Source organism: Akkermansia sp. NBRC 115031, from assembly GCF_030268505.1.
Taxonomy (GTDB): Bacteria; Verrucomicrobiota; Verrucomicrobiia; order Verrucomicrobiales; family Akkermansiaceae; genus Akkermansia; species Akkermansia massiliensis.
The window spans coordinates 118,455-140,439 of sequence record NZ_BSQU01000007.1 but is presented as its reverse complement, the minus strand read 5'-3'; the positions used below and the strand labels follow the sequence as shown (position 1 = coordinate 140,439).

Here is a 21,985-nt window from a genome sequence, read left to right as displayed (position 1 = left end):
GCGGCTCCTTTTCCGGTCCGGAGGAACGGCCCTGCAGGGCGGCTATTTCCCGTAGGCTCCCAGCAGGGGAACCAGGCGCGGGGCAAACCTTTTCATGCAGAAGAAGAGCCCCGCCAGCACGGCGAAGATGACCGGAACCAGGCAGAGCCACAGGACGTCCCAGGCCTCCCCCTTCCACGTAATCCAGCCGCTTTCACGCAGCAGGATGATGACGATGTAGTGCGTGCCGAAGATGAAGAAGCACGCCGGGGCCAGCCCCGCCACCCATCTGGCCGCGCGCGGAAACCACTCCGTGAACAGGATGGCCAGGGACATCAGCCCCAGCATTCCCAGCGCAATAAGCATGGAGTTGTGCTGGTCCCGGTGGCCCACCAGCCACCAGGTAAGCGCGAGCGTGGCAAGCAGGAACGGCACCGCATACCGGCGCACGGATTCCGTCAGGAACGGAAGGGAGTAACGGGATACGTACATCCCCACCAGGAAAAAGCCCAGGCTGTTGGCGATAGGATAGTCATGATCCGCCAGGTCCAGCGCAAAGTAGTTCAGGGAGAGCATGATGATTCCCACCCAGAGCATGTAGTTCCCCATGCGGTGCAGGAAGGGCGCTACAGCGGTATAAATGATGATGTCGCGCAGAAACCACATGGGGGCGTCCACCGGGTGCCCGGCAATGCCCAGGCAGCGGCCGAACGCCGCGAGGGCGGACCAGAAGCCGCTGCCCGCCTCCCCCTTCAGCCATGCATACATGGGCTGGTAGGAGGCGTAGTATTCATGAAGGGGGGACCAGCCGATCAGAACGGCCGCCGCCAGCCCCCACACCAGGTACGGGCGGAGAAGAAACCAGCTCCGCTTCCACAGGAAAAAGCTCCCCCCGTCCAGCGGACCAAACGAACCGCGCCCCACAAAGTAACCCGCCGCCAGCAGGAAAAAGGGAGTGCGCGCCGCCAGGAATTCCGCCCATATCCACCGGTAAAGCTCCGCCGAATAGAAGGCCATGTGGTTTGCAATAATCAGGATGCAGGCAATCACACGGGCCACATCCACCCACACCATCCGGTGCGTGGCCGTCCTCTCCAGAATTACGGGAGCGGGAATCTGGGCGTCCGGCGGCGTCATTCCCTTGCGGGGCTGGAGTTACAAAGGGGCGATGCCGAGCTGCTCCGGCAACGCGATGCGGGGACGCTCCGTCACAATCAGGGGAGCCCCGTCCGTCACGATGACCGTGTGCTCAAAATGGGCGGATGGCTTGCCGTCCGCCGTGACGACCGTCCAGCCGTCATCCAGAATCTTGACGGAAGGCCTGCCGGCGTTCACCATCGGTTCGATAGCCAGCGCCATGCCCTTTTTCAGGCGCGGAAGCTTGTAATGGGGGCGGTAGTTGGGAACCTGGGGCTCTTCATGCAGATGGCGGCCTATGCCATGGCCTACAAAGTCCCTGACCACGGTGTACCCGCGGGGACGCACAAAGCCCTCCACAGCCGCGCAGACGTCCGCCAGCAGCGCGCCGGGCCTCACCAGTTCAATGGCACGGAACAGGGATTCCTCCGTCACGGCCAGCAGGCGCAGCTTTTCCGGGTCCACCATGCCCACGGGCACGGTCATGGCGTTGTCTCCATGCCAGCCGTCCACAATGGCGCCCACGTCCAGGCTCACGATGTCCCCGTTCTGGATGCGGCGCGGACCGCCGCTGCCGTGCACCACTTCCTCATTGATGGAAATGCAGAGCTGGCCGGGGAACCCGCGGTACTGGTAGAAGGAGTTGCCTACCTTGTGCTTCTTGAAGATTTCACGCGCGATGTCGTCTATTTCCCGCGTGGTGCGGCCCGCCTGGACCTCGGCTCCGATCTCCATCAAGATTTCCGCCGTTACAGCTCCGGCCTTTTGCATCTTGGCAACCTCGCCGGGAGACTTGATGTGGATTCGTTCTGCCATGGAATTCGTCTTTCTATTGCCGGTATTCTTCCAGCTTGCGGGCCAGGTCGCAGGAAACCTCGGCAGGTTCCCGTTCCTCGGTTACCGTCATTTTAACCACCAGGCCGCGGGCTTCGTAGTACCTGGCTACGGGCAGCGTCATGGCTTCAAAGTCTTTCCAGCGGCGGGCGAAGGCCTCCATGTTGTCATCCTTGCGGGAGACCATTTTGCCTCCGCATTTGGAGCATTCCTCTTCCGATGTCTGCACCACATGGCCGCACGTGGAGCATTCCCGGCGGTGCATGATGCGCTGTTCAATGAGTTCCCGGGCTACGTCCATCCAGACGACCACGTCCACGGAGGTTCCGCGCTGGGTCAGGAAATGGTCCAGGGCTTCCGCCTGCGCAACCGTGCGGGGATAGCCGTCCAGCAGCCATGCGTCATTGTCCATTTCCGAAAGCCAGCCGCGCACCATGTCGTTGACGATCTCGTCCGGAACCAGCATGGCCTTGTCCATATAGCCCAGGGCTTTCCGTCCCAGCTCCGTGCAGGATTCCACTTCCCGCCGCAGCAGGGAGCCGGTGCTCAGGGAGTTCAGGTTGAAAGTATCAGCCAGAAACCGGCCCTGGGTTCCTTTGCCGGATGCGGGAGGCCCAACCAGGATGAAATGCTTGAGATCCTTCATGTCTTTACTTTCGGAAGAGGGAATGGCGTTCCTTACTGCATGGCATTGTAGGCGATGGCACCAGCCAGCACCAGCAGGGCGATGACGACCCACATGACGGTGACCGTGCGGCTGCCTGCGGCGGCTCCGGTACCCTGGATGTGACCGTATTTGCCCTTGAGCTTGCCTTTTTTCAGGAAGCCGTCGTAGTTGCGGGAGAGAAGAGTGGTTTCCACCTGGCGCATCATGTCAAGCAGCACGCCGACCAGAATCAGAAGGCTGGTGCCCCCGAAGAATTGGGTGACCAGGTAGGGGATGCTGCCCCCGATGTTCAGCAGGGAAGGCAGGAAGTAGATGAGGGTCAGGAATGCGGAACCGGCAAAGGTCAGCCTCTGCATGGTCTGGTCCAGGAAAAGGGCGGTGGGAGGTCCGGGGCGGATGCCGGGGATGTAGCCGCCATTGCGCTTCAGGTCTTCCGCGATCTGGGAGGGCTGGAACATGGTAGCCACCCAGAAGTAGGAGAAGAAGAAGATCATGAGGCCGGAAATGATGTAGTAGCCGGAGGAAGCGGGGTTCATCCAGTCATTCATCTTGGTGGCGATCCACTGCAGCGTGGTATTGTAGTGGGCGATCTGGGAGAAGAGCACCTGCGGAAGGGACAGGATGGCCGTGGCGAAGATGACGGGCATCACGCCGGAGTAGTTGAGCTTGAGCGGCAGGTACTGAGTGGCGCCGTTGAACATTTTATTGCCCATGACCCGTTTGGCGTATTGCACGGGTATGCGCCGCTGGGCCTGCGTTACCGTGACGACGAGCGCCACCACGATAATCAGGAAGGCGATCAGGGCCACGAGCAGCATGGCGCCCATCGGGACGACCGCGCCGTCCTTGTACACCAGCGTTTTCCAGGCCAGGGTCACCGCGCCCGGAAGGGCATGGATAATGTTGACGGAAATAATGAGGGAGACGCCGTTGCCGACGCCGCGCTCCGTAATCTGGTCGCCTATCCACATCAGGAACATGGTGCCCGCCACCATGATGAGCACCGTCATCAGGGCAAACTGCATGCCTGGGTCAATGACGAGCTGGCAGTCCGGAGGGATGTTGAGGCCCACGGCTTTCAAACGGTCCGGATGTTCCAATGTACCGACCAGGAACCAGCCCTGCACAATGGCGATGACGATGGCAATGGCGCGCGTCCATTTGGTCATCTTCTGGCGGCCTCCCTCTTCCCGCACCATCTTGGCCCACTGGGGAACCACCGCGGAAAGGAGCTGGGTCATGATGGAAGCGGAGATGTAGGGCATGATGCCCAGCGCAAAAATGCCGCACTGCTGCAGGCCGCCGCCGGAAAAGATGGTCAGCACGGTAGCCAGGCCCGCACCGGGACCGCTGGCATTCGCGGAGGCTTCAATCACTTTCTGCAGCTCCATGACGTCAATGCCCGGCAGGGGTATCTGTACCCCCAGGCGGACGACGACGATCATCGCCAGTGTGAACAAAATCCGGTGCCTGAGCTCCGGTACTTTCATGGAGTTTGCAAATGCGGATATCATGGTCCTGTAATATAGAAGTTGTCGCGCAGCTTGGCTTGCATGTCACGGCGGCTTGTACCCGGGGCATCCATGGGGACCGCAACAGTAAACACAATGATGCGAACCGGGTCAAGCTGCATGACCCGGTTCGCCAAATGTGATTAGGCTTCGCTGAGCACGGTGACGGTGCCACCGGCCTGAGTCACCTTTTCGCGGGCGCTGGCGCTCACGAAGTCCACGACTACGTTCAGGCTTTTGGTCAGGGTGCCGTTGCCGAGAAGTTTCACGGCGTCACAGGGACCTTGAACGAGCTTGGCTGCACGCAGGGTGTTTTCATCAACCGTAGCGCCGGCTTCAAACACGCGTTCGAGCTGGGAGAGGTTGACGATGAGGATTTTGTCCTGGAAGCGGGTGTTGTTGAACCCCTTCTTGGGCAGACGGCGGTGAAGGGGCATCTGGCCGCCTTCAAATCCCGGGCGGATGGAGCCGCCGGAACGGGCCTTCTGGCCCTTGTTGCCTTTGCCGCAGGTCTTGCCGAGACCGGAGCTTTCCCCGTTGCCGAGGCGCTTCCTGCGGTGCTTGGCTCCCGGATTGGGCTTAATCGTATGAAGCTGTAACATGTTATTTACAATGGTTGGATTTCGTGGAGGCGGCGGCACGGGGCGGCCGCCTCCTGGTCAGATTAGATGGCCTTTTCCTTCTTCTTGCCGCGGTCGGCAAGGACCTGGTCGCTCGTGCGCAGGGAAGCGAGAGCCTGCAGGGTAGCCTTCACCACGTTGGCATGGTTGGAGGAACCGAGGGATTTGGCAACGATGTCACGCACGCCGGCTGCTTCCAGCACGGCACGGATGGTATTGCCGGCAATGAGGCCGGTACCGGGGGAGGCGGGCTTCAGGAGCACCTTGCCGCCGCCGAATTCGGAGTAGACTTCATGCGGAATCGTGCCGTTGGCGATGGAGACCGGGCGAAGCTGGCGCTTGGCGGCTTCCGTAGCCTTGCGGATGGCGTCTGCCACTTCATTGGCCTTGCCGAAGCCGAAGCCTACGCGGCCTTCCATGTCGCCGCTCACGACGAGGGCGGAGAAGGAGAAGCGGCGGCCGCCCTTGACGACCTTGGCGCAACGGTTGATGAACACAACCTTTTCAGCGAGCTGGGGGCCTTCTTCCACGGGAGCTTCAGCCTGGGGGCCACGGCGTCCGTCACGGCGGGGACCACGGGGTCCGCGGCCATTCTGGCCGTCACGGCGGGGTCCGCGGGGACCGCGGAAGTCGCGGCCGCCCTGTGCGGGTTGCTGCGCTTGAGCGGGAGCGGCGGCTTCCGTAGCAGGAGCAGTGTTTTCCGTTTCGTTATTCATTTAGGGAATCTTTCAATTAGAATTTCAAACCAGTTTCGCGGGCGGCATCGGCCAGAGCCTTCACCTTGCCGCAGAACTTGAAGCCACCGCGGTCGAAGACGACTTCAGTGACATTGGCGGCCTTCGCACGTTCACCAATCAGGTTGCCTACCTTGGTGGCAGAGGCGCGGTTGGCGAGCTTGGAAGGATCGGCGATGGAGGCATCGGCCGTGGAAGCGGAGCAGATGGTCTTGCCCACCGTGTCGTCGATGATCTGGGCATAGACGTGACGGTTGGAGAAATAGACAGCCAGGCGGGGGCGGGAAGCCGTTCCGGAGAGCTTTCTGCGGATGCGGCGGCGAACCTTGGAGCGGATGGCTTTGCGATTGATAGTACTCATCGTGTATAAATATGTTGTAATAGTTATTACCTGAATTACTTACCGACGCTCTTGCCTTCCTTGCGGCGGATAACTTCACCGGCGAAGCGCACGCCCTTGCCCTTGTAGGGTTCCGGGGGATAGTACGCACGGACTTCAGCGGCAAACTGGCCTACGACCTGTTTGTCGATGCCTTCGACCGTCACTTTCGTGTTTTCGGTCACGGTCACCTTGAGGCCTTCGGGAATCACCTGGTTGATCGGATGGGACTTGCCCAGGTTCAGGTCCAGGATGTTGCCCTTCACGGCGGCGCGGAAACCGACGCCGACGATTTCAAGGTTTTTGACGAAGCCTTCGGAAACGCCGATGACCATGTTGTTCAACAGGGAACGGTTCGTGCCGTGCAGGGCGCGAAGCTGGCGGCTTTCGCCAGCGCGGTCAACGGAAAGCTGATTGCCTTCAACGGAGGCGGTGATGCCTTCCGGAAGCGTCCAGGAAAGCTTGCCTTTGGGGCCTTCCACCTGAACGGAAGAGCCGTTAACCTTTACCGTTACCTTGTCCGGCAATGTGATGGATTTTTTACCAACTCGGGACATATGTTTAGGAAATGTTAATGGTTACCATACAAGGGCGAGAAGTTCGCCGCCGATGCTCTGCTTGCGCGCCTGCGCACCGGTCATCACACCACGGGAGGTGGAGACGATGGCAATGCCAAGCCCACTGAGAACGCGGGGAATGTCCTCGGAAGAAACGTACTGGCGGCGCCCCGGCTTGGAGCTGCGCTTCACGTCGGTGACGACCGGCTTGCCCTGGGGGGTAAATTTGGTCTTCACCTTGATTTGCTTCTTGGTTCCTTCACCGGTCACTTCATAGTTCCAGATGTAGCCTTCTTCCTGCAGAATCCGGGCGATTTCCACCTTGATGTTGGAGCAGGGAGCGGTAAATTCCTCATTGCCGGCCAGGCTGGCGTTTTTCAGGCGGGTGAGGAAGTCGGAAATGGGGTCACTTAATACGGCCATGGTAAGAAATAGTTAGGCGTTAGCGGTTTGAGTTTCTTCGGCCTTCTTCGGTTCACGCATGGGAACGCCCAGACCGCGAAGCAGGTCGCGGCCTTCATCGTCCGTAGGAGCGGAAGTCACGAAAATGATGTCGAAGCCGATCTGACGCTTGATCTGGTCAAGTTCGATTTCGGGGAAGATGGACTGGTCGGAGATACCGATGGCATAGTTCCCGTTGCCGTCAAAGGACTTGTAGGGAAGGCCGCGGAAGTCGCGGATGTTCGGAGCCGTCACGTTGATGAAGCGGTCCAGGAATTCCCACATGCGGGCGCCGCGCAGCGTTACGCGGGCTCCCAGAGGTTCGCCTTCACGCACCTTGAAGTTGGCCACGCTCTTGCGGGCGAAGGTGACGGACGGCTTTTGTCCGGTAATTTTAGCGATTTCATTGACGGCATCTTCCACGGCCTGTTTGCGGTCCGGGTGCTTGCCCATGCAGGAGGTGACAACGATCTTCTCCAGGCGGGGAATCTGATGCACGTTCTTGTATGCATGCTTCGCTTGAAGGCCGGGAACGACCTTTTCACGGTAGTATGTTTGCAGTGTTGGTGTACTCATTGTTTTAGCGGGTCAGCTCTTTATTAATGATTTATGTGGCTTAAGCGCAGGGTCAGGCCGGAGGCCTAGCCTACTTTTTTCACGTTGGAGATGTGAATCGGGCCGTTAATCTCCTGAATGCCGCCTTCCGGGTTCTGTTCCGTCGGGCGCACAGCCTTTTTCAGGGTGCGGACGCCTTCTACGATGACAGTACCTTTGGAAGCATTCACGGCGAGAACGGTGCCGCGCTTGCCCTTGTGGTTACGTCCGGCGATGATTTCTACTTCATCACCTTTTTTCACGTGGGTCTTCATATATGACTATTTCTTACGCGTTTATGCGATTAAGATCTACCACCCCCTTGGTGGTAGGGCAGGAAGAGTATTATAGGATAGGCCTTTTCGTCAAGCCCGCATCCTAAAAAAATCGTTTTACCGCCCCTGCGCCAATGCGGAACGATCAATGGAGAAGCGCCCCGGCCTGCAAAAGACGCCGGGCCCGGTTTCCGAACCGCCGGAACGGTTTTATTCATCATCCGTAGGAATCTCCGCTCCCTGCCAGCGCAGCTTGGCCCTCAAGAGAGCGCCGAAGTTCTGTTTGCGGAGATGAACCAGGGAGAGGGTTTCCGGAGCTTTCCGGATCACGAGGCTTTCTCCCACTTCAATGGGATAGGCGGAACGGCCGTCCAGGGAATAAACCATGGAATCAAAGCGGCCGCGGCGCTCGCGGGGCCGCAGGCGTATGGTCATGGTGTCCGGAAGCACCACGGAACGGTTGGTCAGGCTGTGCGGGCAGATGGGGGTGACGCACACTACGCGGGACATGGGCCATACCAGCGGCCCTCCGGCGGAAAGGGAGTACGCCGTGGAGCCGGTGGGGGTGGAGACCAGAACGCCGTCCGCATGGTAGCGGTTCAGCAGTTCTCCGTCTATCTCGGCATCCAGGTCCACCATCTTGCCGGACTGGGCGCGGATGAGGGAGACTTCATTCAGCGCCAGCTTGCGGGGAGGGACTGCGATACCGTCCACGCCCATCCGGACCACCTCCAGCATGGAGCGCTCGTCCGTCAGGAAAGAACCCTCCTGGAGCGCGTACGCCAGCAGCGGCAGCTCCTGTACGGAACAGGTGGTCATGAATCCCAGGCGCCCCAGGTTCACGCCCGCCAGGGGCACGTGGTGCGCAGCCGCCAGAGAGGAGACGGTCAGCATGGTGCCGTCCCCGCCGAAGGTTACCAGCATGCTGCACCGGACGATGGCCTGTTCCAGGGCATCCGGCGTCTCAATGACGCAGGACCCCAGCCCGTGGCGGGAAAGCTCGCGGCGCATGATGCGCAGCGCTTCCCCCAGTCCCGGTTTTTCCGCCAACGCGACCAGGCCGATTACCTTGGAAGGATTCATGCGGGCAAGCATACTGCATTTTCCCGCGCCGCTCAACTGGTAAACCACGGCAGGGGGAAAGATTCCTTCCGGGCATCCCTATCCATTAAATTTCAATTCCTGTTTCTTTTTTGTTATACAAGATTATAAACATGTGTTAAAGATAAAAAGCGTGAATTGGTCCCTCCCCGTCCTGCTGCTTTTTCTGATGCCGGGCTGCTCCACTACGGAGAAGTGCGGCCAGAAAACGGCCCCGGCCGTACAGGCGACAGAGGCGCATGTAAAAAATGCGCCCTACCGGGTGAGGGGGAAAAGATATACTCCCATGAGCGTCGCAGACGCCCTGCAATACAGTGAAACCGGCTATGCCTCCTGGTATGGCGGGAAAGGACGCAGCATGAAGACATCCTCCGGAGAGTACATCAATCCCCAGCGTCCATGACGGCGGCCCACAAAACCCTGCCGATGCCGTGCAAGGTGAAAGTCACCTGCCTGGCAACGGGCAAATCAGCCGTCGTCAGGATCAACAACCGAGGCCCCTTTCACAGCAACCGCCTGATAGACCTGACCGCGTCCGCCGCAAGCCGCATCGGCCTGCACAGCCGCGGCGTATCCAAGGTCCGTCTGGAAGTCATTTCAGTGGGTGACGGCCCGTACGAGGTTTTCGCCCGTTAATCCCTTTTATCATTTCCCGTATCTCTACTTTCTCCATCCATGATTCCGCCCCGCATTCTCCTTGCCGGCCTGGCATGCCTGTGCCCGTTCACCCTGGCTCAGAAGCTCAAATCGGATCCCCACAAAACGCTGATCATCATTTCCACCAGCGATATGCACGGCAATCTGGAAAAATTCCCCAAACTGGCCACGCTGGTAAAACAGTACCGCGCCAAGTACCCGCACGTGCTGCTGGTGGATTCCGGAGATTATTTCATGGGCAACCCCTATGTGGACGACTGGGAAAAACGGGGCGAACCCCTGACTGTCCTGATGAACAAGCTTAAGTACGACATCGTGACCATCGGGAACCATGACCTGGATTACGGGCAGGAAGCCCTGCGGGACCACATTAAGGGGATGCCCGGCACCAAGTTTGTCGTTACCAACGTCAATCCCTCCCCCACGCTGGAAAATTGTTTTTCCCCGTATGCCAGCATCCCCATCAAGGGCACGCCGATTTCCATAGGGTTCATCGGCCTGGTGGACCTGCAGACCACGGACGTCCGCAGGATGAGCGGCATTTCATGGAAACTGCCGGATGAAGAGGATTACAAGGGCATCACGGACAGGTTCCGCCTGCACCATAACACCATCAATGTCATCCTCAGCCACCTGGGATACGACCACGATCTGAAAATGATGAAGTATTCTCCGAATATCGACGTCATTCTGGGTGGCCATACTCATGTGATGCTTCCGCACGGCCATCTCAGAACCGGAACGCTGCTCAGCCACACAGGCCACAGACTGAGCCATGCAGGCGTTACGGAAATCACCTTCTCCACGGAAAAACCCGCCTCCATCCTTTCCAAGTCCACGAAGGCCGTTTCCCTGGACGAAAGGATTCCCAGCGACCCGGAAGTAGAGAAGATTGTCCAGCAGTTCACCGGAAACCCGTTCTTCAACCAGCAGGTGGGCGTCGCCGGGGAGGATATCACGCACGTCACCGTAGGCACCTTTTTCTGCAAAGCCATCCAGCAGGCCTCCCATTCGGACATTGCCATTTACAACCGCGGCGGCGTACGGGCCAGAAGCCATCTCTGCAAGGGCCCCATCAAGATCAAGGATATTTATGAAATGGAGCCCTTCCGGGAAAAGGTCGTCACCTGCTCCATGAGCAAGGCGGACATTGAACAACTGATTCTGTCCAAATTCATGTCCCCGTCCGATGACGAAGGAGGCATTCTGGAAGTTTACTGCTCCGGTTTCTCCTACCAGATTATGGACGGCGTTACGCCAAGCATCACCAGCACCTTGAAAAACGGCGTCATTTACACTGTCGCGATGGGCGACTACCTGTGCAACAATTTCAAATTCCCTCAAAAGGGAAACGGCAAACCGACGGGAATAAGCGTCCGTTCAGCCCTGATCGAATATCTGAAACAAATCAAGGAGCTTTTCAATCCGCCGCCGCCCAAACTGCCCATCATCAAAGATACGACGTTCGCCCTGTAAGCGGCACGGGAACCGCATGCCGCAGGGCGGCGGGATGGATTGAACAAGCTGGGCGGCCATGCTACATTCCTTCCAGCCATGCAGCCGGAATCCCATCACGCAGCGCCGGAAGAGGAACGGAACTTCAGCGGTTTCCGCATCCTTCCATCCGGAGCGCCGGTGACGGACACGCCCCCCTTCGACCGCCTGTTTGAAGAGGGGGCCGGAAACGGATTATATGCCCTCGCGGTCTCCAACTGGGAAACCGCGCCTGACCCGGGCGCCTTTTTTATCAAGAACATGGCGCGCCAGGCGCTCACCCGCATGGCGCACGCCGCCGCGGAAAGGCCGGATGAGGTGGACACCGTCCTGGACCACCTGCTGGCCTCCACGGCGGAAAGAGCGGCCCTGGCGGAACAGTTCCCTCCCGTGCCGGGGGCGGAATACGTCACTCCGGGCGTCATCGCCGGATGGCTTGAGGATTTCCGGAGGCTGGTGAAAAAGGAAGTCGGCGCCCGCGGCATCACTCCCGCCGCGTGGCTGAACGGGCTGGGCGCCCCCTGGAACCAGATTGGGAAGGTATTCTTCCACCTTGCGGAAAACCGGGATGACGCCACGGGCTCCCGGCCCTTTGCCTTCATGGCTACCTTTGCGCATCAAAGCGCGGCGGACAACCAGGTGCGCCACCTTCCCCTTTCCACCGCCCTGAAACTCCATGAAGGGAACTACACTGCCCTGCTGGCCGTGCTCCAGCCCTTGAAGGAAGCGGCACGGGAAAGCTCCCTGCTGCAGCGCCTGCTGGACAATGGAAAGATTTACGCCCCGCTGGCCTGGAGCGCTGCGGAAGCCCGGGACTTTTTACAGGACACGCCAGCCTATGAACATGCAGGCATCATCGTGCGCATGGTGAACCTGTGGAGAAAATCCCCTCCCAAATTACAGGTAAAAGTCACGGCGGACGCTCCCGGCAGTGAAAAAACGGCTCATTCCTCCGGGCTTTCCGTCCACAGCCTGCTGCGGTTTTCCGTAGCCGCCACGCTGGGAGGCAGGGACCTGGCCCCGGAGGAACTGGAGGAACTGCTCAGCAACGGAGACGGCCTGATACGCTTCAAGGGGGAATGGGTGCGCGTGGACGCTCAAAAAGTCCGGGACCTGATGGACCGGTGGACCAAGGCGGCGCGCATGATGAGTTCCCTGGGCATTCCCCTGGTTCAGGGGCTGAGGCTGCTGGTCAACGGCCCTTCCGACCAGCTTGCGCAGCTCCCGGAACCGGATGAAGACTGCGTGATGGAACCGGGCCGAGATCTCCGGCAGGCCCTGGATATCCTGGCGGGTGAGGTTCCCGTCTCCGTGCCGGAGCTTGCGCCCCGGTTGAACGCACTGATGCGCCCTTACCAGAAAGAGGGCTTTTCCTTCCTGTACCGGGTTACGGAACGGGGCTTCGGCGCCTGCCTGGCGGACGACATGGGGCTGGGGAAAACCCTTCAGGCCATCGCATGGCTGGATGCGCTGCGGAGGGAAGGCCGGCTGGAAGGCCTCCCGGCCCTGATCGTGGCCCCGGCGTCCCTCCTGTCCAACTGGAAGGAGGAAGCGGAACGCTTCGCGCCGGAGCTCGCCCTGCGCATCATGCACCCCTCCGCCCCGGATTCATGGCAGCCGGAGGAAATCCCGCGCCGGGAAGGCTGCCACGCCGTCATTACTACCTACGGCATGGCCGCGCGCACGCCTGCGCTGGCCGGGCTGCATTTCCCGGCCATCATTCTGGATGAAGCCCAGGCCATTAAAAACGCAGGTTCCGCACGTTCCCGCGCCATCCGCTCCCTGCACGGGGAGAGGCGCGCCGCCCTGTCCGGCACGCCGGTGGAAAACAACCTGAATGAATTATGGAGCCTGATGGAATTCCTGAATCCGGGCCTGCTTGGCGGCAGAAAAAGCTTTGAAGCCTTCACCCGCTCCCTGGAACGAGGCTATGCCCCGCTGCGCCGCCTGGTGCGCCCTTTCATCCTGCGCAGGATGAAGACGGATCCGGCCCTGGTCCCCGACCTGCCGGACAAGACGGAAATACCCGCCTACTGCCCCCTCACGCCGGAACAGGCCGCCCTGTACCAGACGCAGATAGATACGCTGCACGCCATGCTGGACGAACCGGACCCGGCCGCCCGCCTCATGCTGATCCTGCCCGTCCTGGCGCGCCTCAAGCAAATCTGCAACCATCCGGCGCAGTTCCAGGGCACGGACGACTACGCCCCGGAACGCTCCGGAAAGTTCCTGCGTCTTCAGGAATTGTGCGCCTCCATCGCCGCCCGGCAGGAAAAAGCCATCCTCTTCACGCAGTTCCGTTCCATCATTCCCCATCTGCACGACTTGCTTTCCGGGGTCTTCGGCCGTTCCGGGCTTACCCTGCACGGAGGCACGCCCATTCCGGAACGCCAGGGCATCGTCACCGCCTTCCAGAAGGAATCCGGGCCTCCCTTCTGCATCCTGTCCCTGAAGGCCGCCGGGACCGGACTGACTCTGACCCAGGCCTCCCACGTCATCCATGTGGACCGCTGGTGGAACCCCGCCGTGGAAAACCAGGCGACGGACCGGGCCTACCGCATCGGCCAGCACCGGAACGTGCTGGTGCACCGCCTGATCTGCCGCGGCACCATTGAGGACCGCATTGACGCCATGCTGACGGAAAAGCGCCGCATGGCGGACGACCTGTTCTCCGGCGGCCCGGAACAGTGGCTCATGAACATGAGCGCAGAAGAACTTAAGGACGTTCTTTGCAAGAGCTGAACCAATTTCATCTCCTGAAGGAGCGGTTGATGAAAATCAATTCAACGGGGAGATGAGAAAGGGAACAGAAAAATGCATTAACACGCATTTTTTCCTCTCTGACGAGGGAAAGTCAGAAAATCCGGTTTTCTTGATGAGCCCTGTTTTTGGCATCCGGCCGCCCATGCCGGAGAATTTGCCGGAAATCATAAAAACAGGGGCGTACACCATCACGGCATTCCACCTGTTTGCGGCAGCCTTGGAACAATCCCATGACGAAATCTTTCACCGTGCATTCCGCGTCCATTGTGTCTCACCCATATTAGCCATGCAAAGTTGCACCGGGGAAACTGATTCGCGAGCTTCCAGGAATGCCTTATCTAGCAGTAAAGCTTATAATTTATTTATTATGAATTAGAAAAATATTTTTACCACCCAATTCCTTTACGATGGAATAACGGCAAAACATCTACCGGGATTATCAATTTTCATTGACAATTTATCATTTCAATTTCATAGGTGATAATATGATGATGATTCCAAAAATATTGTGCTGTTTTTCGCTTGTTTTGGGCATCCTCGTTGGAGCGGCACATGCCAAACAAGCAAAATGCGGCTATGAGCTCATAAATATTTCAGAGCCGACAGCAGAGCTGGTTGAACCGGTTAAGGGAAAATCAATGAAATTCAAGGTTCATGCGACTGCCATGGCAACTTACACTCACAAGGACGGCTCCACTGTTTCAGAGATCGTGAATCTGGATCAGGGTGCCACTGTTGTCGTGGATGTCTCGGAAGACCTGCCCTGGAATGAGAGAGCAAAAGAAAAGGCGATTCTTCTTTTACACCAAAAAGCCCTTTCCAGAAGAATGGAATTATGCAGAGACAACGGATGCAGCAAATAATGGCGGTAACACAATAACCATACACATTAACAATAACATAGGGAAATGAAGATGAAAATATTATTAAAAATAACCATTTTGACCATAGGATGCAGCGCCATGCTGGCCATCAATCCATCATTTGGAGCGGACGAAGCACAAAAACAGGCCGCCGGGGCCGTCCAGTTTCCTGCCGGTTCCTATAAAAATCCCGCCGTGCTTGATCTTAAAGGGGTCAAGGATTACAGCATGCTGGAATCGGCGCGAGATGAATACCTCAGAAAACATTACGACGGTTACCGTGTTCTGGGTGAAGGATTCACCATGATTGGAGGCCGCTACATCCTTACCGTCAGCTTGACGAATGATGAGGACGAAAACAAGGTAAACAATCTTAAGCTGGTCTATTTCGACATGACTGATGCGTATAAGAAATTAGGCAAATCAAAAGACAGGCAGACGCGCGAGAAAATAAAGGAATTGAAGAATAATCACCACCCCATGAGTGAAAAGGAACTCATGGAAAAACTGGAACGGGGGACGACGGAAAAAACCGGAAAATAAGATAAATGCCGTCTGGCCCCGGTTTTCATTTTAATCCCTTTCTATTTCCATCGTGAGGGATTTTTTACTGGAATGACTCCGCGCGCTGGCTTGTTAAATATAGAGCCTGTATTTTCTGATAAGCCGTAGTTTTGTTTTTTCAGGAATGCGACTCGCAGGCATCATTTCCATGATGCCTGCGAGTCAAACCCTGTACATCTGCTTTTCCAGCGTCTTCTGCTATTTTCCTTCTCAGGAAACCACGGCCAGCGGCGCGGTGGTTTTCCAGTCTCCGCGGGTAAAGTCCGGGAACTCCACGGGCATGCCGCCCTGCGCGATGGAATGAGCCGTCAACGGCAGCAGGGAAGACCAGGCGGCTCCTTCGTAAATATTCTGGTCCATCGGCTCTCCGTTCCGGAGGCATTCCACGATGCGGGAAAGCATCACGAAGTCCATGCCGCCGTGGCCGCCCATTTTCGTAGCCAGATTCCCGATGCGTTTCCAGAGCGGATGGTCGTATTTCTCGTAAATGGCGGCCAGCTTCTCCCGGCCTTCAATCCATTCGTGATAGTTGCCGTTGCCCAGCTTTTCACCCGCCACGCGGGTCGGGAAGCCGGCCAGGGTGCCTTCGGTTCCCTGGATCAGGTTGGCGCGGGAATAGGGCCGGGGGGACGTTTCATCCAGTTGGACGACAATAGTGCGCCCCAGTTGCGTCTTGACGATGGCCGTGTTCATGTCCCCGCAGATGAAGGGGGTATTGTTCCAGCGGTGGTCCGCGGGAAGGTGTTTTTTGGCGTAGGCATTGCGCCCGAGCGCAGGGGAGGCGAACGCAGCCACCCGGCTGAAATGGTCTTCTCCGCGCGCCAGGTTCATGTACTGCGCCACGGGGCCCAGTCCATGGGTGGGGTACAGGTTGCCGTTGATCCGGGTATGGTATTCAGGCCGCCAGGCCCCTTCCCCGCGCGTGTCCCCCAACTGCGTCACCAGGCAGTGGATATATGCGGCCTCCCCGTGGAGCAGATCGCCGATGACCCCCTGCCGGACCATGTTCAGGAACATAAGCTCGTCCCGGCCGTAGTTGACGTTTTCCATCATCATGCAGTGCTTCCGGGTGGCCTCGCTGGTGTCCACCAGATTCCAGAGTTCTTCCAGGGAGACGGCCAGCGGAACTTCCACAAAGGCGTGCGCGCCGTGCTTCATGCTGTCGCAGGCGATTCCGGCATGGGTACTCCAGTCCGTGCTGATGATGACAGCGTCCGGTTTCAGCTCCTTCAGCATGGTCAGGTATTCCGTGTCCCCGCCGGAATAACTCAGCGGGCTTTTCCCCATCTTGGAAAGCACGCGGTCCACGCCGCGCTTGGCCAGGTCTTCCTTCAAATCACATACGCCCACGATTTCCACCCCGTCCATCACGCACATTTGAGCCAGATGGGAAAAGCCGCGGCCGCCCACGCCGATGAAGGCAAGCCTGATGCGGGCCAGCCCGGGAGCCTTGAAGCCCCCCATGTACATGGAGCCGGAAGGCCGCGGAGACGCCTGGGCGCCGGATTTCCAGAGGCTGTCCCCGGCAGGGATTTCCAGGGCCTGCCCGGGGAGAACGTTTCCGGCGGCAGCCGCTCCGGCCGCGAGCCCCAGGGATTTGAGAAATTGTCTGCGTGATGAAAAAATAGACATGATTTGAAAGTATGGCTTCAAGGAAGATTACGCCTCCCGTGCCGCGGATTTATCATCATTCCCGTCCCGGAGGAAAAAAGCTCCGGATGGCTGATTTTAAGGTTTGCAAAATCCGGCGGAACTTCCACTATGAGATAAACTTCTGCCTCTAACCACCTTCAATTTATGCGTTACCTTCTTCTTATCCTGTTGCTCGCCGGCGGCTATTACGGCTGGGATTATTACCAAACCGGCCTCGTGCCCAGGCATGAAGCCATCAAAGCCATGGAGCAGGAGCCTTATCCGGAGCTGGATGCGGCCCAGGCCCGTTTTGACGAGGCGGCGGAACTTCACGAACAGCAGGCGGCACGCCTCCAGGCGGCCATCCAGAGGAAGGAAGAGGCCATCCGCAAGTATTGGGATGCCCAGATGGAGAAGATCGACCAGGCAAACGCCGGGAAAAAGTCCGTGCCCGCCGTGAAGGGAAGGCCCAATGCCCGGAGCGCGGAAGCCCGGATAGCCAATCTCCTGGAACAATATGACCGCCGCGTCGCGGACGTGGAGGAGCTCAAAGGCAAGCGGGACACCACCAGGCAGCAGTTGGACAACGCCCGGAACCGGCTCCAGGAACAAATACGCCAGGTGGAAACCCGGCTGGACATCAACCGCATCCAGCGCGCGGAGGCGTCCAATACGAAGAGCAAGGATTTCAAGGTGACGGAGAGTCGGGCGGACCTGCTCAAGCTCCAGGCCAGCCTGCCGCAGGAGCTGGACCGCATCACCCGCAAGGGGGAAGCCATGCTGAGTGACCAGACGGCGGCCTACGAGAAGGCCAAAAGGGAGCTGGCCCTGTTCCAGAACAAGGTGGACAGACAGATCGCCAGTCTCCGGGATGCCATGAACTCCCCCCTGGCGGAAGAGTATGATGAGACGGAAATCCTTTCGGAAGACCCCGAGTTCCGCACCATGATCGCCCCTTACGACCAGGCCGTCAGCCATGAGGAAACGCTTGTCATGCGGACGGAGGCGGACGTGGAGGAGCAGGCCAAGGTCCTGCACGGGCTGCAGCGCATCAGGGACGGGAAAATTGAAGGGGAGCGCAGCCAGCTCAGGCAGGAGGAAGAGATTTTCTTCACGGCCGCCGCCGTCATCGGCGTGGTTCTGCTAATCTCCATTTTGCTCTCCTTTACCAGAAGGAGATGATGCCTTTGAAGGTTGACACTGCACCGCAAACCTAGTTTACTGTCTGGGCCGCCGGGAACCCCGTGGAGGCACGACTGGCAAACCCCGCCAGGACCGAGAGGTAGCAACGGTAGCTTGTTCGTGTTTGCCGCGTCCGTTCCCGGCGGTATTTTATTGACGCCCCCTTCCATACCGGGATTGAACGGGAGCCTTCCCGTGGTAGAATACCGCCCATGAACGTGTCCGCCGCCCTTGACTGGCTTTTTTCCACCCAATTCTTCGGGATCAAGCTGGGGCTTGACAATACCGGGAAGCTGCTGGCGGCAGCCGATGCGGACCGGACGGATGCCACAGTGGTCCACGTGGCTGGCACCAACGGGAAAGGCTCCACCTGCGCCATGATTGAGGCCCTGGCCAGGGCACAGGGGTATGTGACCGGCCTGTTCACCTCCCCCCATCTGGTGGAGTTTTCCGAACGCATCCGCGTGAACGGGAATATGATTCCCCCGGAGGCGCTGGCGGAAGAAATTTTCTTCCTGAAACAACTGGCGGAAGGCTGGGAACAGCCGCCCACCTTTTTTGAGCTGGCGCTTGCCGTCGCCCTGCGCCACTTCCGCAAAAGCGGCGTGAACTTCATCATTCTGGAAACGGGCCTGGGCGGCAGGCTGGACGCCACCAACGCCGTGCCCAAGGACATCGCCGTGCTGGCCCCCATCGGCCTGGACCACCAGCAGTACCTGGGAGACACCCTGGAAGAGATCGCCGCGGAAAAGGCGGCCATCATCTCCCCCGGCAAACCGGCCGTGACCGCCGTGCAGAGCCCGGAAGCCATGGCCGTCATTGAACAGACGGCACGGAACCGCCGTTCCCCCCTTACGGTCGCCCGGGCGGACGGGGAAACGCCCCGGCCATCCCTGCCCGGAGCCCATCAGCGGGAAAATGCCGCCCTGGCGCTGGAAACCATGAGGCAGCTCCACGCCCTCCCCTCCCCTTCCGCAGCCGCCGCTGCCCTGGCAAAGGTGCAGTGGCCCGGAAGGTTTGAACGCCTTGAAACGCCACCGCTGGTGCTGGACGGCGCCCATAACGAACATGCGGCGCGCGTGCTCGCGGCCACATGGAAGGAGGAATTCCCCGGGCGGAAGGCGGCTCTGGTTTTTGCCGCATCCGCAGACAAGCACATCCGGGAGATGATCCCCGTTTTGCGGGAAATCACCGGAGAATGGCACCTGGTTCCCTGCACTTCCCCCCGCATCATGCCGGCGGAAGAATTGGCCGTCCTGCTGGCCGGACTGGAAACCGGCCCCGTCTTTATCCATTCCACCCTTCCGGACGGGCTGCATGCGGCCCTGGCCTCCCCGCTTCCGGCCCTGGCGGCAGGCTCCCTGTTCCTTCTGGGGGATTTGAAAGCGCTGCTCCGCCATGCGGAAAAACGCTGCACCGCCCAGTAACCCCTCCATCCTTTTTGTTTTTCCCCGTGATTTCCGACGACATGACCCTTTCCTCCCTCCGGCCCGGAGACCTGCGCCCCGAATTGCTGGCTCCCGCCGGGGACATGGACTGCGCCCGCGCCGCCGTAGCCAATGGCGCAGACGCCATTTATTTTGGCCTGGACCGTTTCAACGCCCGCTTGCGCGCGAATAATTTTACGCTGGATTCCCTGCCGGAACTGATGCGCTTCCTCCACGCGCACGGCGTGAGGGGATACGTGACGATGAACACGCTCCTTTTCACCTCCGAGCTGGCGGACGCCCTCACCTACCTGGGCCATTTGAATGCCGCCGGCGTGGACGGCGTGATCGTGCAGGATATCGGGCTTGCCCGCTGCCTGACAGAGTGGGGAAGGCAGGATCCCGCCATGAAGCTGGAGCTGCACGCCTCCACCCAGATGACGCTTTCCTCCCCGGACGGCCTGGAATTCGCCGCCGGTTTCCTGGACTTGAAGCAGGCCGTGCTGGCGCGGGAATTGAGCCTGGAGGAAATCGGGCAATGCATACGCCATACGGATATTCCCCTGGAGGTGTTTGTGCACGGGGCGCTCTGCGTGGCTTACTCCGGCCAGTGCCTCACGTCGGAAAGCCTGGGCCAGCGCAGCGCCAACCGCGGAGAATGCGCGCAGGCCTGCCGCCTGCCCTATACCCTGGTCGTGGACGGCAAGGCCGTTCCGCTGGGAGAAAGGCGCTATCTGCTCAGCCCGCAGGATCTGTGCGCCCTTGACCGCATTCCGGACCTGGTCCGCATGGGCGTGAAGAGCTACAAGATAGAGGGGCGGCTGAAAAGCCCGGAATACGTTGCGGCGGTAACGGCGGCCTACAGAAAGGCCCTGGACGCCGCCTGCGCCGGAATACCCGTGGATGAATTGGTGACCGCACGCGACCGTTATGCACTGCAAATGGTATTTTCACGCGGCTTTTCCACCGGCTGGCTGGACGGCACGGACCACCCGCGCCTGACCCACGGCCGCCACGGCAAGAAGCGCGGCGCCTATGCAGGCGCCATTGTGGACAGCGGCCAGGGCTGGCTGGACATCAGGCCGGAAGGGAACGTTCCGCTCGCTCCCGGCGACGGCTTCGTCATTGACGCCGGGGAGGACCGCAATGAAGAACAGGGCGGCCGCATCTGGAAAGTGCAGAGAAACCGCCTTTTCTTCCACGGAAAAGCCTCCGGCATTGACTGGAGCAAGGTCAGGCCGGGGCAGAAGCTCTGGAAAACGGATGATCCGGCCCTGAACGCCGAGCTGAAAAAAATGCGGGAGCACCTGCCGGAGGCCGTCCTTCCCCTCCATTTGGCATGCACCGGATCCGCCGGGGAGCCTCTGACGGTTTCCTGCCCGGAATACGGGTGTTCCGTGCAGTCCGCACAGCCCCTGCAAACGGCGGAAAAACGCCCGCTGACTCCTGAAGTTCTGGAACAGCAGCTCGGCAGGCTGGGAGGAACGGGGTTCCGCCTGGCTTCCTGCGAATGCTGCCTGCCGGAGGGCCTGATGCTCCCGCTCAGCATCCTCAACCAGACAAGGCGCGCCCTCGTGGAACAAATTCAAACGGCCCGTCAGGAAAAAGAAATCTCCGTTCCCTCCCGTCTTCCGGAACCTTTCGTCCTTCCCGCGCTTCCGGCGGGTGTGGCAACGCCGGACGCGCCGCCTCACCTGTCCGTGCTGTGCCGCAGGCCGGAACAGATACTTTCCGTTCTGGATGCCGGAGCGGACGCCGTCTATCTGGACTTTGAAGACCTCCGGGACTATGCGGCGGGAGTGGAAGCGGTCCGGCGGCACACGAAAAGCATCCCCGTCTTTCTGGCGACGCCCCGCATCCAGAAGCCGTCGGAAACCGGTTACTTCAAGCTCATGGAACGGGCGGAGCCGGACGGCGTCCTCATCCGCAACCTGGGCGCGGCGCAGTACTTCCGCCATTCCCCCCTGCACCGCATCGGGGATTTTTCCCTGAATGTCGCCAATCCGTACAGCGCGGCCATCCTGAAGGAACGGGGGAACCTGGATTATCTCACCATTTCCTATGACCTGAACGCCGGACAGGTGGAGGACCTGCTCCGCGCCGCGCCGCCGGAATGGTTTGAACTGACTCTGCACCAGCACATGCCCATGTTCCACATGGAGCACTGCGTGTTCTGCACCTTCCTGTCGGACGGCTCCAGCTATAAGAACTGCGGCCGCCCCTGTGAACGGTACCACGTGCAGCTGCGGGACCGCGTGGGGCAGCTCCATCCCCTGCTGGCGGACGCCGGGTGCCGGAACACCCTGTTCAACGGCCGCGCGCAGACGGGAGCCGGCTTTTTCCGGGGCTTCCGCCATCAGGGCCTTTCCCGCTTCCGCGTAGAACTGCTGGACGATTCTCCGGAAAAAGCACGCCTTCTGGTATCCCGCTACCGGGAATTGCTGGACGGCTCCTGCACTGCGGCCCGGCTCATCCGGGAACTGGACGTCGCGGAACAGCTCGGCACCACGGAAGGCACGCTCCGGCCCAGATAACGCAAGCCCGGGCCTGGCAAGGAGAAAGGCGGACAAAGAA

The 21,985-nt window shown here is 59.6% G+C and carries 23 protein-coding genes and 1 other RNA gene; 10 read left to right on the top strand and 14 right to left on the bottom strand.

The genetic code is table 11. The features are described from left to right. Positions 1-42 precede the first annotated feature (42 nt). From QSJ36_RS10450 to QSJ36_RS10395, 12 genes are all read right to left on the bottom strand, one after another. A complete protein-coding gene (locus QSJ36_RS10450; RefSeq protein ID WP_285468635.1) occupies positions 43-1,116 on the bottom strand; it encodes an acyltransferase in 1,074 nt (357 codons plus the stop codon). An 18-nt stretch (positions 1,117-1,134) separates the two neighbouring features. Continuing rightward, positions 1,135-1,932 (bottom strand): type I methionyl aminopeptidase, encoded by a 798-nt coding sequence (map, locus tag QSJ36_RS10445; RefSeq protein ID WP_022396882.1) that lies wholly within the window; start codon positions 1,930-1,932, stop codon positions 1,135-1,137. 13 nt (positions 1,933-1,945) lie between these two features. Then, positions 1,946-2,596: a nucleoside monophosphate kinase gene (locus QSJ36_RS10440; RefSeq protein ID WP_102727750.1), complete on the bottom strand. Its 651-nt coding sequence runs from the start codon at positions 2,594-2,596 to the stop codon at positions 1,946-1,948. A gap of 32 nt (positions 2,597-2,628) precedes the next feature. Further along, complete coding sequence (gene secY / locus QSJ36_RS10435) at positions 2,629-4,107, bottom strand: preprotein translocase subunit SecY (protein ID WP_022396880.1); 1,479 nt, start codon at positions 4,105-4,107, stop codon at positions 2,629-2,631. Positions 4,108-4,271: 164 nt separating this feature from the next. Next, positions 4,272-4,730 (bottom strand): 50S ribosomal protein L15, encoded by a 459-nt coding sequence (gene rplO, locus QSJ36_RS10430; RefSeq protein ID WP_022396878.1) that lies wholly within the window; start codon positions 4,728-4,730, stop codon positions 4,272-4,274. A 62-nt stretch (positions 4,731-4,792) separates the two neighbouring features. Beyond that, positions 4,793-5,464 (bottom strand): 30S ribosomal protein S5, encoded by a 672-nt coding sequence (gene rpsE / locus QSJ36_RS10425; RefSeq protein ID WP_102721104.1) that lies wholly within the window; start codon positions 5,462-5,464, stop codon positions 4,793-4,795. Positions 5,465-5,480: 16 nt separating this feature from the next. Further along, positions 5,481-5,843, bottom strand: a complete 363-nt coding sequence (rplR, locus tag QSJ36_RS10420; protein WP_022396876.1) for a 50S ribosomal protein L18 — start codon at positions 5,841-5,843, stop codon at positions 5,481-5,483. A 35-nt stretch (positions 5,844-5,878) separates the two neighbouring features. Continuing rightward, a complete protein-coding gene (gene rplF, locus QSJ36_RS10415) occupies positions 5,879-6,418 on the bottom strand; it encodes a 50S ribosomal protein L6 (protein ID WP_102721103.1) in 540 nt (179 codons plus the stop codon). A gap of 21 nt (positions 6,419-6,439) precedes the next feature. After that, on the bottom strand, positions 6,440-6,841 hold the full coding sequence (gene rpsH / locus QSJ36_RS10410; protein ID WP_022396874.1) for a 30S ribosomal protein S8: 402 nt from the start codon (positions 6,839-6,841) through the stop codon (positions 6,440-6,442). Positions 6,842-6,853: 12 nt separating this feature from the next. Continuing rightward, positions 6,854-7,435, bottom strand: coding sequence for a 50S ribosomal protein L5 (rplE, locus tag QSJ36_RS10405; protein WP_022396873.1), 582 nt, complete (start codon positions 7,433-7,435; stop codon positions 6,854-6,856). A gap of 65 nt (positions 7,436-7,500) precedes the next feature. Further along, positions 7,501-7,728 (bottom strand): 50S ribosomal protein L24, encoded by a 228-nt coding sequence (gene rplX / locus QSJ36_RS10400; protein ID WP_022396872.1) that lies wholly within the window; start codon positions 7,726-7,728, stop codon positions 7,501-7,503. Positions 7,729-7,938: 210 nt separating this feature from the next. Beyond that, the gene (locus tag QSJ36_RS10395) at positions 7,939-8,811 is read right to left on the bottom strand and encodes an NAD(+)/NADH kinase (RefSeq protein WP_180971112.1); all 873 of its coding nucleotides are present in this window, start codon (positions 8,809-8,811) and stop codon (positions 7,939-7,941) included. Between the two features lie 151 nt (positions 8,812-8,962). Between QSJ36_RS10395 and QSJ36_RS10390 the strand changes: the two genes are divergently transcribed. The 4 genes from QSJ36_RS10390 (at position 8,963) to QSJ36_RS10375 (ending at position 13,722) form a co-directional block, all read left to right on the top strand. Continuing rightward, positions 8,963-9,232, top strand: coding sequence for a hypothetical protein (locus QSJ36_RS10390; RefSeq protein WP_285468634.1), 270 nt, complete (start codon positions 8,963-8,965; stop codon positions 9,230-9,232). Next, the gene (locus QSJ36_RS10385; RefSeq protein ID WP_285468633.1) at positions 9,229-9,465 is read left to right on the top strand and encodes a septal ring lytic transglycosylase RlpA family protein; all 237 of its coding nucleotides are present in this window, start codon (positions 9,229-9,231) and stop codon (positions 9,463-9,465) included. Before QSJ36_RS10390 ends, QSJ36_RS10385 begins: the two co-directional genes overlap by 4 nt. A gap of 39 nt (positions 9,466-9,504) precedes the next feature. Continuing rightward, a complete protein-coding gene (locus QSJ36_RS10380) occupies positions 9,505-10,962 on the top strand; it encodes a bifunctional UDP-sugar hydrolase/5'-nucleotidase (protein ID WP_102727748.1) in 1,458 nt (485 codons plus the stop codon). 78 nt (positions 10,963-11,040) lie between these two features. Beyond that, positions 11,041-13,722 (top strand): DEAD/DEAH box helicase, encoded by a 2,682-nt coding sequence (locus QSJ36_RS10375; RefSeq protein WP_285468632.1) that lies wholly within the window; start codon positions 11,041-11,043, stop codon positions 13,720-13,722. A 36-nt stretch (positions 13,723-13,758) separates the two neighbouring features. Here the strand turns inward: QSJ36_RS10375 and QSJ36_RS10370 are convergent, their stop codons facing one another. Next, positions 13,759-13,935 carry a hypothetical protein gene (locus QSJ36_RS10370; RefSeq protein ID WP_180973025.1) on the bottom strand — a complete coding sequence of 59 codons (177 nt, stop codon included), beginning with the start codon at positions 13,933-13,935 and terminating at the stop codon, positions 13,759-13,761. Between the two features lie 293 nt (positions 13,936-14,228). On the opposite strand from QSJ36_RS10370, the gene QSJ36_RS10365 reads away from it, so the two are divergent. Both QSJ36_RS10365 and QSJ36_RS10360 read left to right on the top strand, forming a co-directional pair. Then, positions 14,229-14,606, top strand: coding sequence for a hypothetical protein (locus QSJ36_RS10365; protein ID WP_022396867.1), 378 nt, complete (start codon positions 14,229-14,231; stop codon positions 14,604-14,606). A 99-nt stretch (positions 14,607-14,705) separates the two neighbouring features. Next, positions 14,706-15,149 (top strand): hypothetical protein, encoded by a 444-nt coding sequence (locus tag QSJ36_RS10360; RefSeq protein WP_022396866.1) that lies wholly within the window; start codon positions 14,706-14,708, stop codon positions 15,147-15,149. Positions 15,150-15,380: 231 nt separating this feature from the next. Here the strand turns inward: QSJ36_RS10360 and QSJ36_RS10355 are convergent, their stop codons facing one another. Continuing rightward, complete coding sequence (locus tag QSJ36_RS10355; protein ID WP_022396864.1) at positions 15,381-16,802, bottom strand: Gfo/Idh/MocA family oxidoreductase; 1,422 nt, start codon at positions 16,800-16,802, stop codon at positions 15,381-15,383. 165 nt (positions 16,803-16,967) lie between these two features. Here QSJ36_RS10355 and QSJ36_RS10350 point away from each other — a divergent pair, with 165 nt between their 5' ends. The 4 genes from QSJ36_RS10350 (at position 16,968) to QSJ36_RS10335 (ending at position 21,945) form a co-directional block, all read left to right on the top strand. Further along, on the top strand, positions 16,968-17,984 hold the full coding sequence (locus QSJ36_RS10350; protein ID WP_022396863.1) for a hypothetical protein: 1,017 nt from the start codon (positions 16,968-16,970) through the stop codon (positions 17,982-17,984). Between the two features lie 51 nt (positions 17,985-18,035). Continuing rightward, an RNA gene (gene ffs / locus QSJ36_RS10345) (signal recognition particle sRNA small type) lies at positions 18,036-18,130 on the top strand. Positions 18,131-18,196: 66 nt separating this feature from the next. Next, complete coding sequence (locus QSJ36_RS10340) at positions 18,197-19,411, top strand: folylpolyglutamate synthase/dihydrofolate synthase family protein (RefSeq protein WP_022396862.1); 1,215 nt, start codon at positions 18,197-18,199, stop codon at positions 19,409-19,411. Positions 19,412-19,437: 26 nt separating this feature from the next. Then, positions 19,438-21,945, top strand: coding sequence for a U32 family peptidase (locus QSJ36_RS10335; protein ID WP_285468631.1), 2,508 nt, complete (start codon positions 19,438-19,440; stop codon positions 21,943-21,945). The last annotated feature ends 40 nt before the right edge of the window (positions 21,946-21,985 follow it).

Excerpts from the sequence above, each read along its gene's own strand:
- rplR (WP_022396876.1), bottom strand. The coding sequence starts at position 5,843 with ATGAGTACTATCAATCGCAAAGCCATCCGCTCCAAGGTTCGCCGCCGC.
- rplX (WP_022396872.1), bottom strand. The coding sequence starts at position 7,728 with ATGAAGACCCACGTGAAAAAAGGTGATGAAGTAGAAATCATCGCCGGA.
- rplF (WP_102721103.1), bottom strand. The coding sequence starts at position 6,418 with ATGTCCCGAGTTGGTAAAAAATCCATCACATTGCCGGACAAGGTAACG.
- rplO (WP_022396878.1), bottom strand. The coding sequence starts at position 4,730 with ATGTTACAGCTTCATACGATTAAGCCCAATCCGGGAGCCAAGCACCGC.
- secY (WP_022396880.1), bottom strand. The coding sequence starts at position 4,107 with ATGAAAGTACCGGAGCTCAGGCACCGGATTTTGTTCACACTGGCGATG.
- rpsE (WP_102721104.1), bottom strand. The coding sequence starts at position 5,464 with ATGAATAACGAAACGGAAAACACTGCTCCTGCTACGGAAGCCGCCGCT.
- QSJ36_RS10380 (WP_102727748.1), top strand. The coding sequence starts at position 9,505 with ATGATTCCGCCCCGCATTCTCCTTGCCGGCCTGGCATGCCTGTGCCCG.
- QSJ36_RS10375 (WP_285468632.1), top strand. The coding sequence starts at position 11,041 with ATGCAGCCGGAATCCCATCACGCAGCGCCGGAAGAGGAACGGAACTTC.
- rplE (WP_022396873.1), bottom strand. The coding sequence starts at position 7,435 with ATGAGTACACCAACACTGCAAACATACTACCGTGAAAAGGTCGTTCCC.
- map (WP_022396882.1), bottom strand. The coding sequence starts at position 1,932 with ATGGCAGAACGAATCCACATCAAGTCTCCCGGCGAGGTTGCCAAGATG.
- QSJ36_RS10450 (WP_285468635.1), bottom strand. The coding sequence starts at position 1,116 with ATGACGCCGCCGGACGCCCAGATTCCCGCTCCCGTAATTCTGGAGAGG.
- QSJ36_RS10440 (WP_102727750.1), bottom strand. The coding sequence starts at position 2,596 with ATGAAGGATCTCAAGCATTTCATCCTGGTTGGGCCTCCCGCATCCGGC.
- QSJ36_RS10395 (WP_180971112.1), bottom strand. The coding sequence starts at position 8,811 with ATGAATCCTTCCAAGGTAATCGGCCTGGTCGCGTTGGCGGAAAAACCG.
- rpsH (WP_022396874.1), bottom strand. The coding sequence starts at position 6,841 with ATGGCCGTATTAAGTGACCCCATTTCCGACTTCCTCACCCGCCTGAAA.
- QSJ36_RS10340 (WP_022396862.1), top strand. The coding sequence starts at position 18,197 with ATGAACGTGTCCGCCGCCCTTGACTGGCTTTTTTCCACCCAATTCTTC.
- QSJ36_RS10350 (WP_022396863.1), top strand. The coding sequence starts at position 16,968 with ATGCGTTACCTTCTTCTTATCCTGTTGCTCGCCGGCGGCTATTACGGC.
- QSJ36_RS10360 (WP_022396866.1), top strand. The coding sequence starts at position 14,706 with ATGCTGGCCATCAATCCATCATTTGGAGCGGACGAAGCACAAAAACAG.
- QSJ36_RS10365 (WP_022396867.1), top strand. The coding sequence starts at position 14,229 with ATGATGATGATTCCAAAAATATTGTGCTGTTTTTCGCTTGTTTTGGGC.
- QSJ36_RS10385 (WP_285468633.1), top strand. The coding sequence starts at position 9,229 with ATGACGGCGGCCCACAAAACCCTGCCGATGCCGTGCAAGGTGAAAGTC.
- QSJ36_RS10355 (WP_022396864.1), bottom strand. The coding sequence starts at position 16,802 with ATGTCTATTTTTTCATCACGCAGACAATTTCTCAAATCCCTGGGGCTC.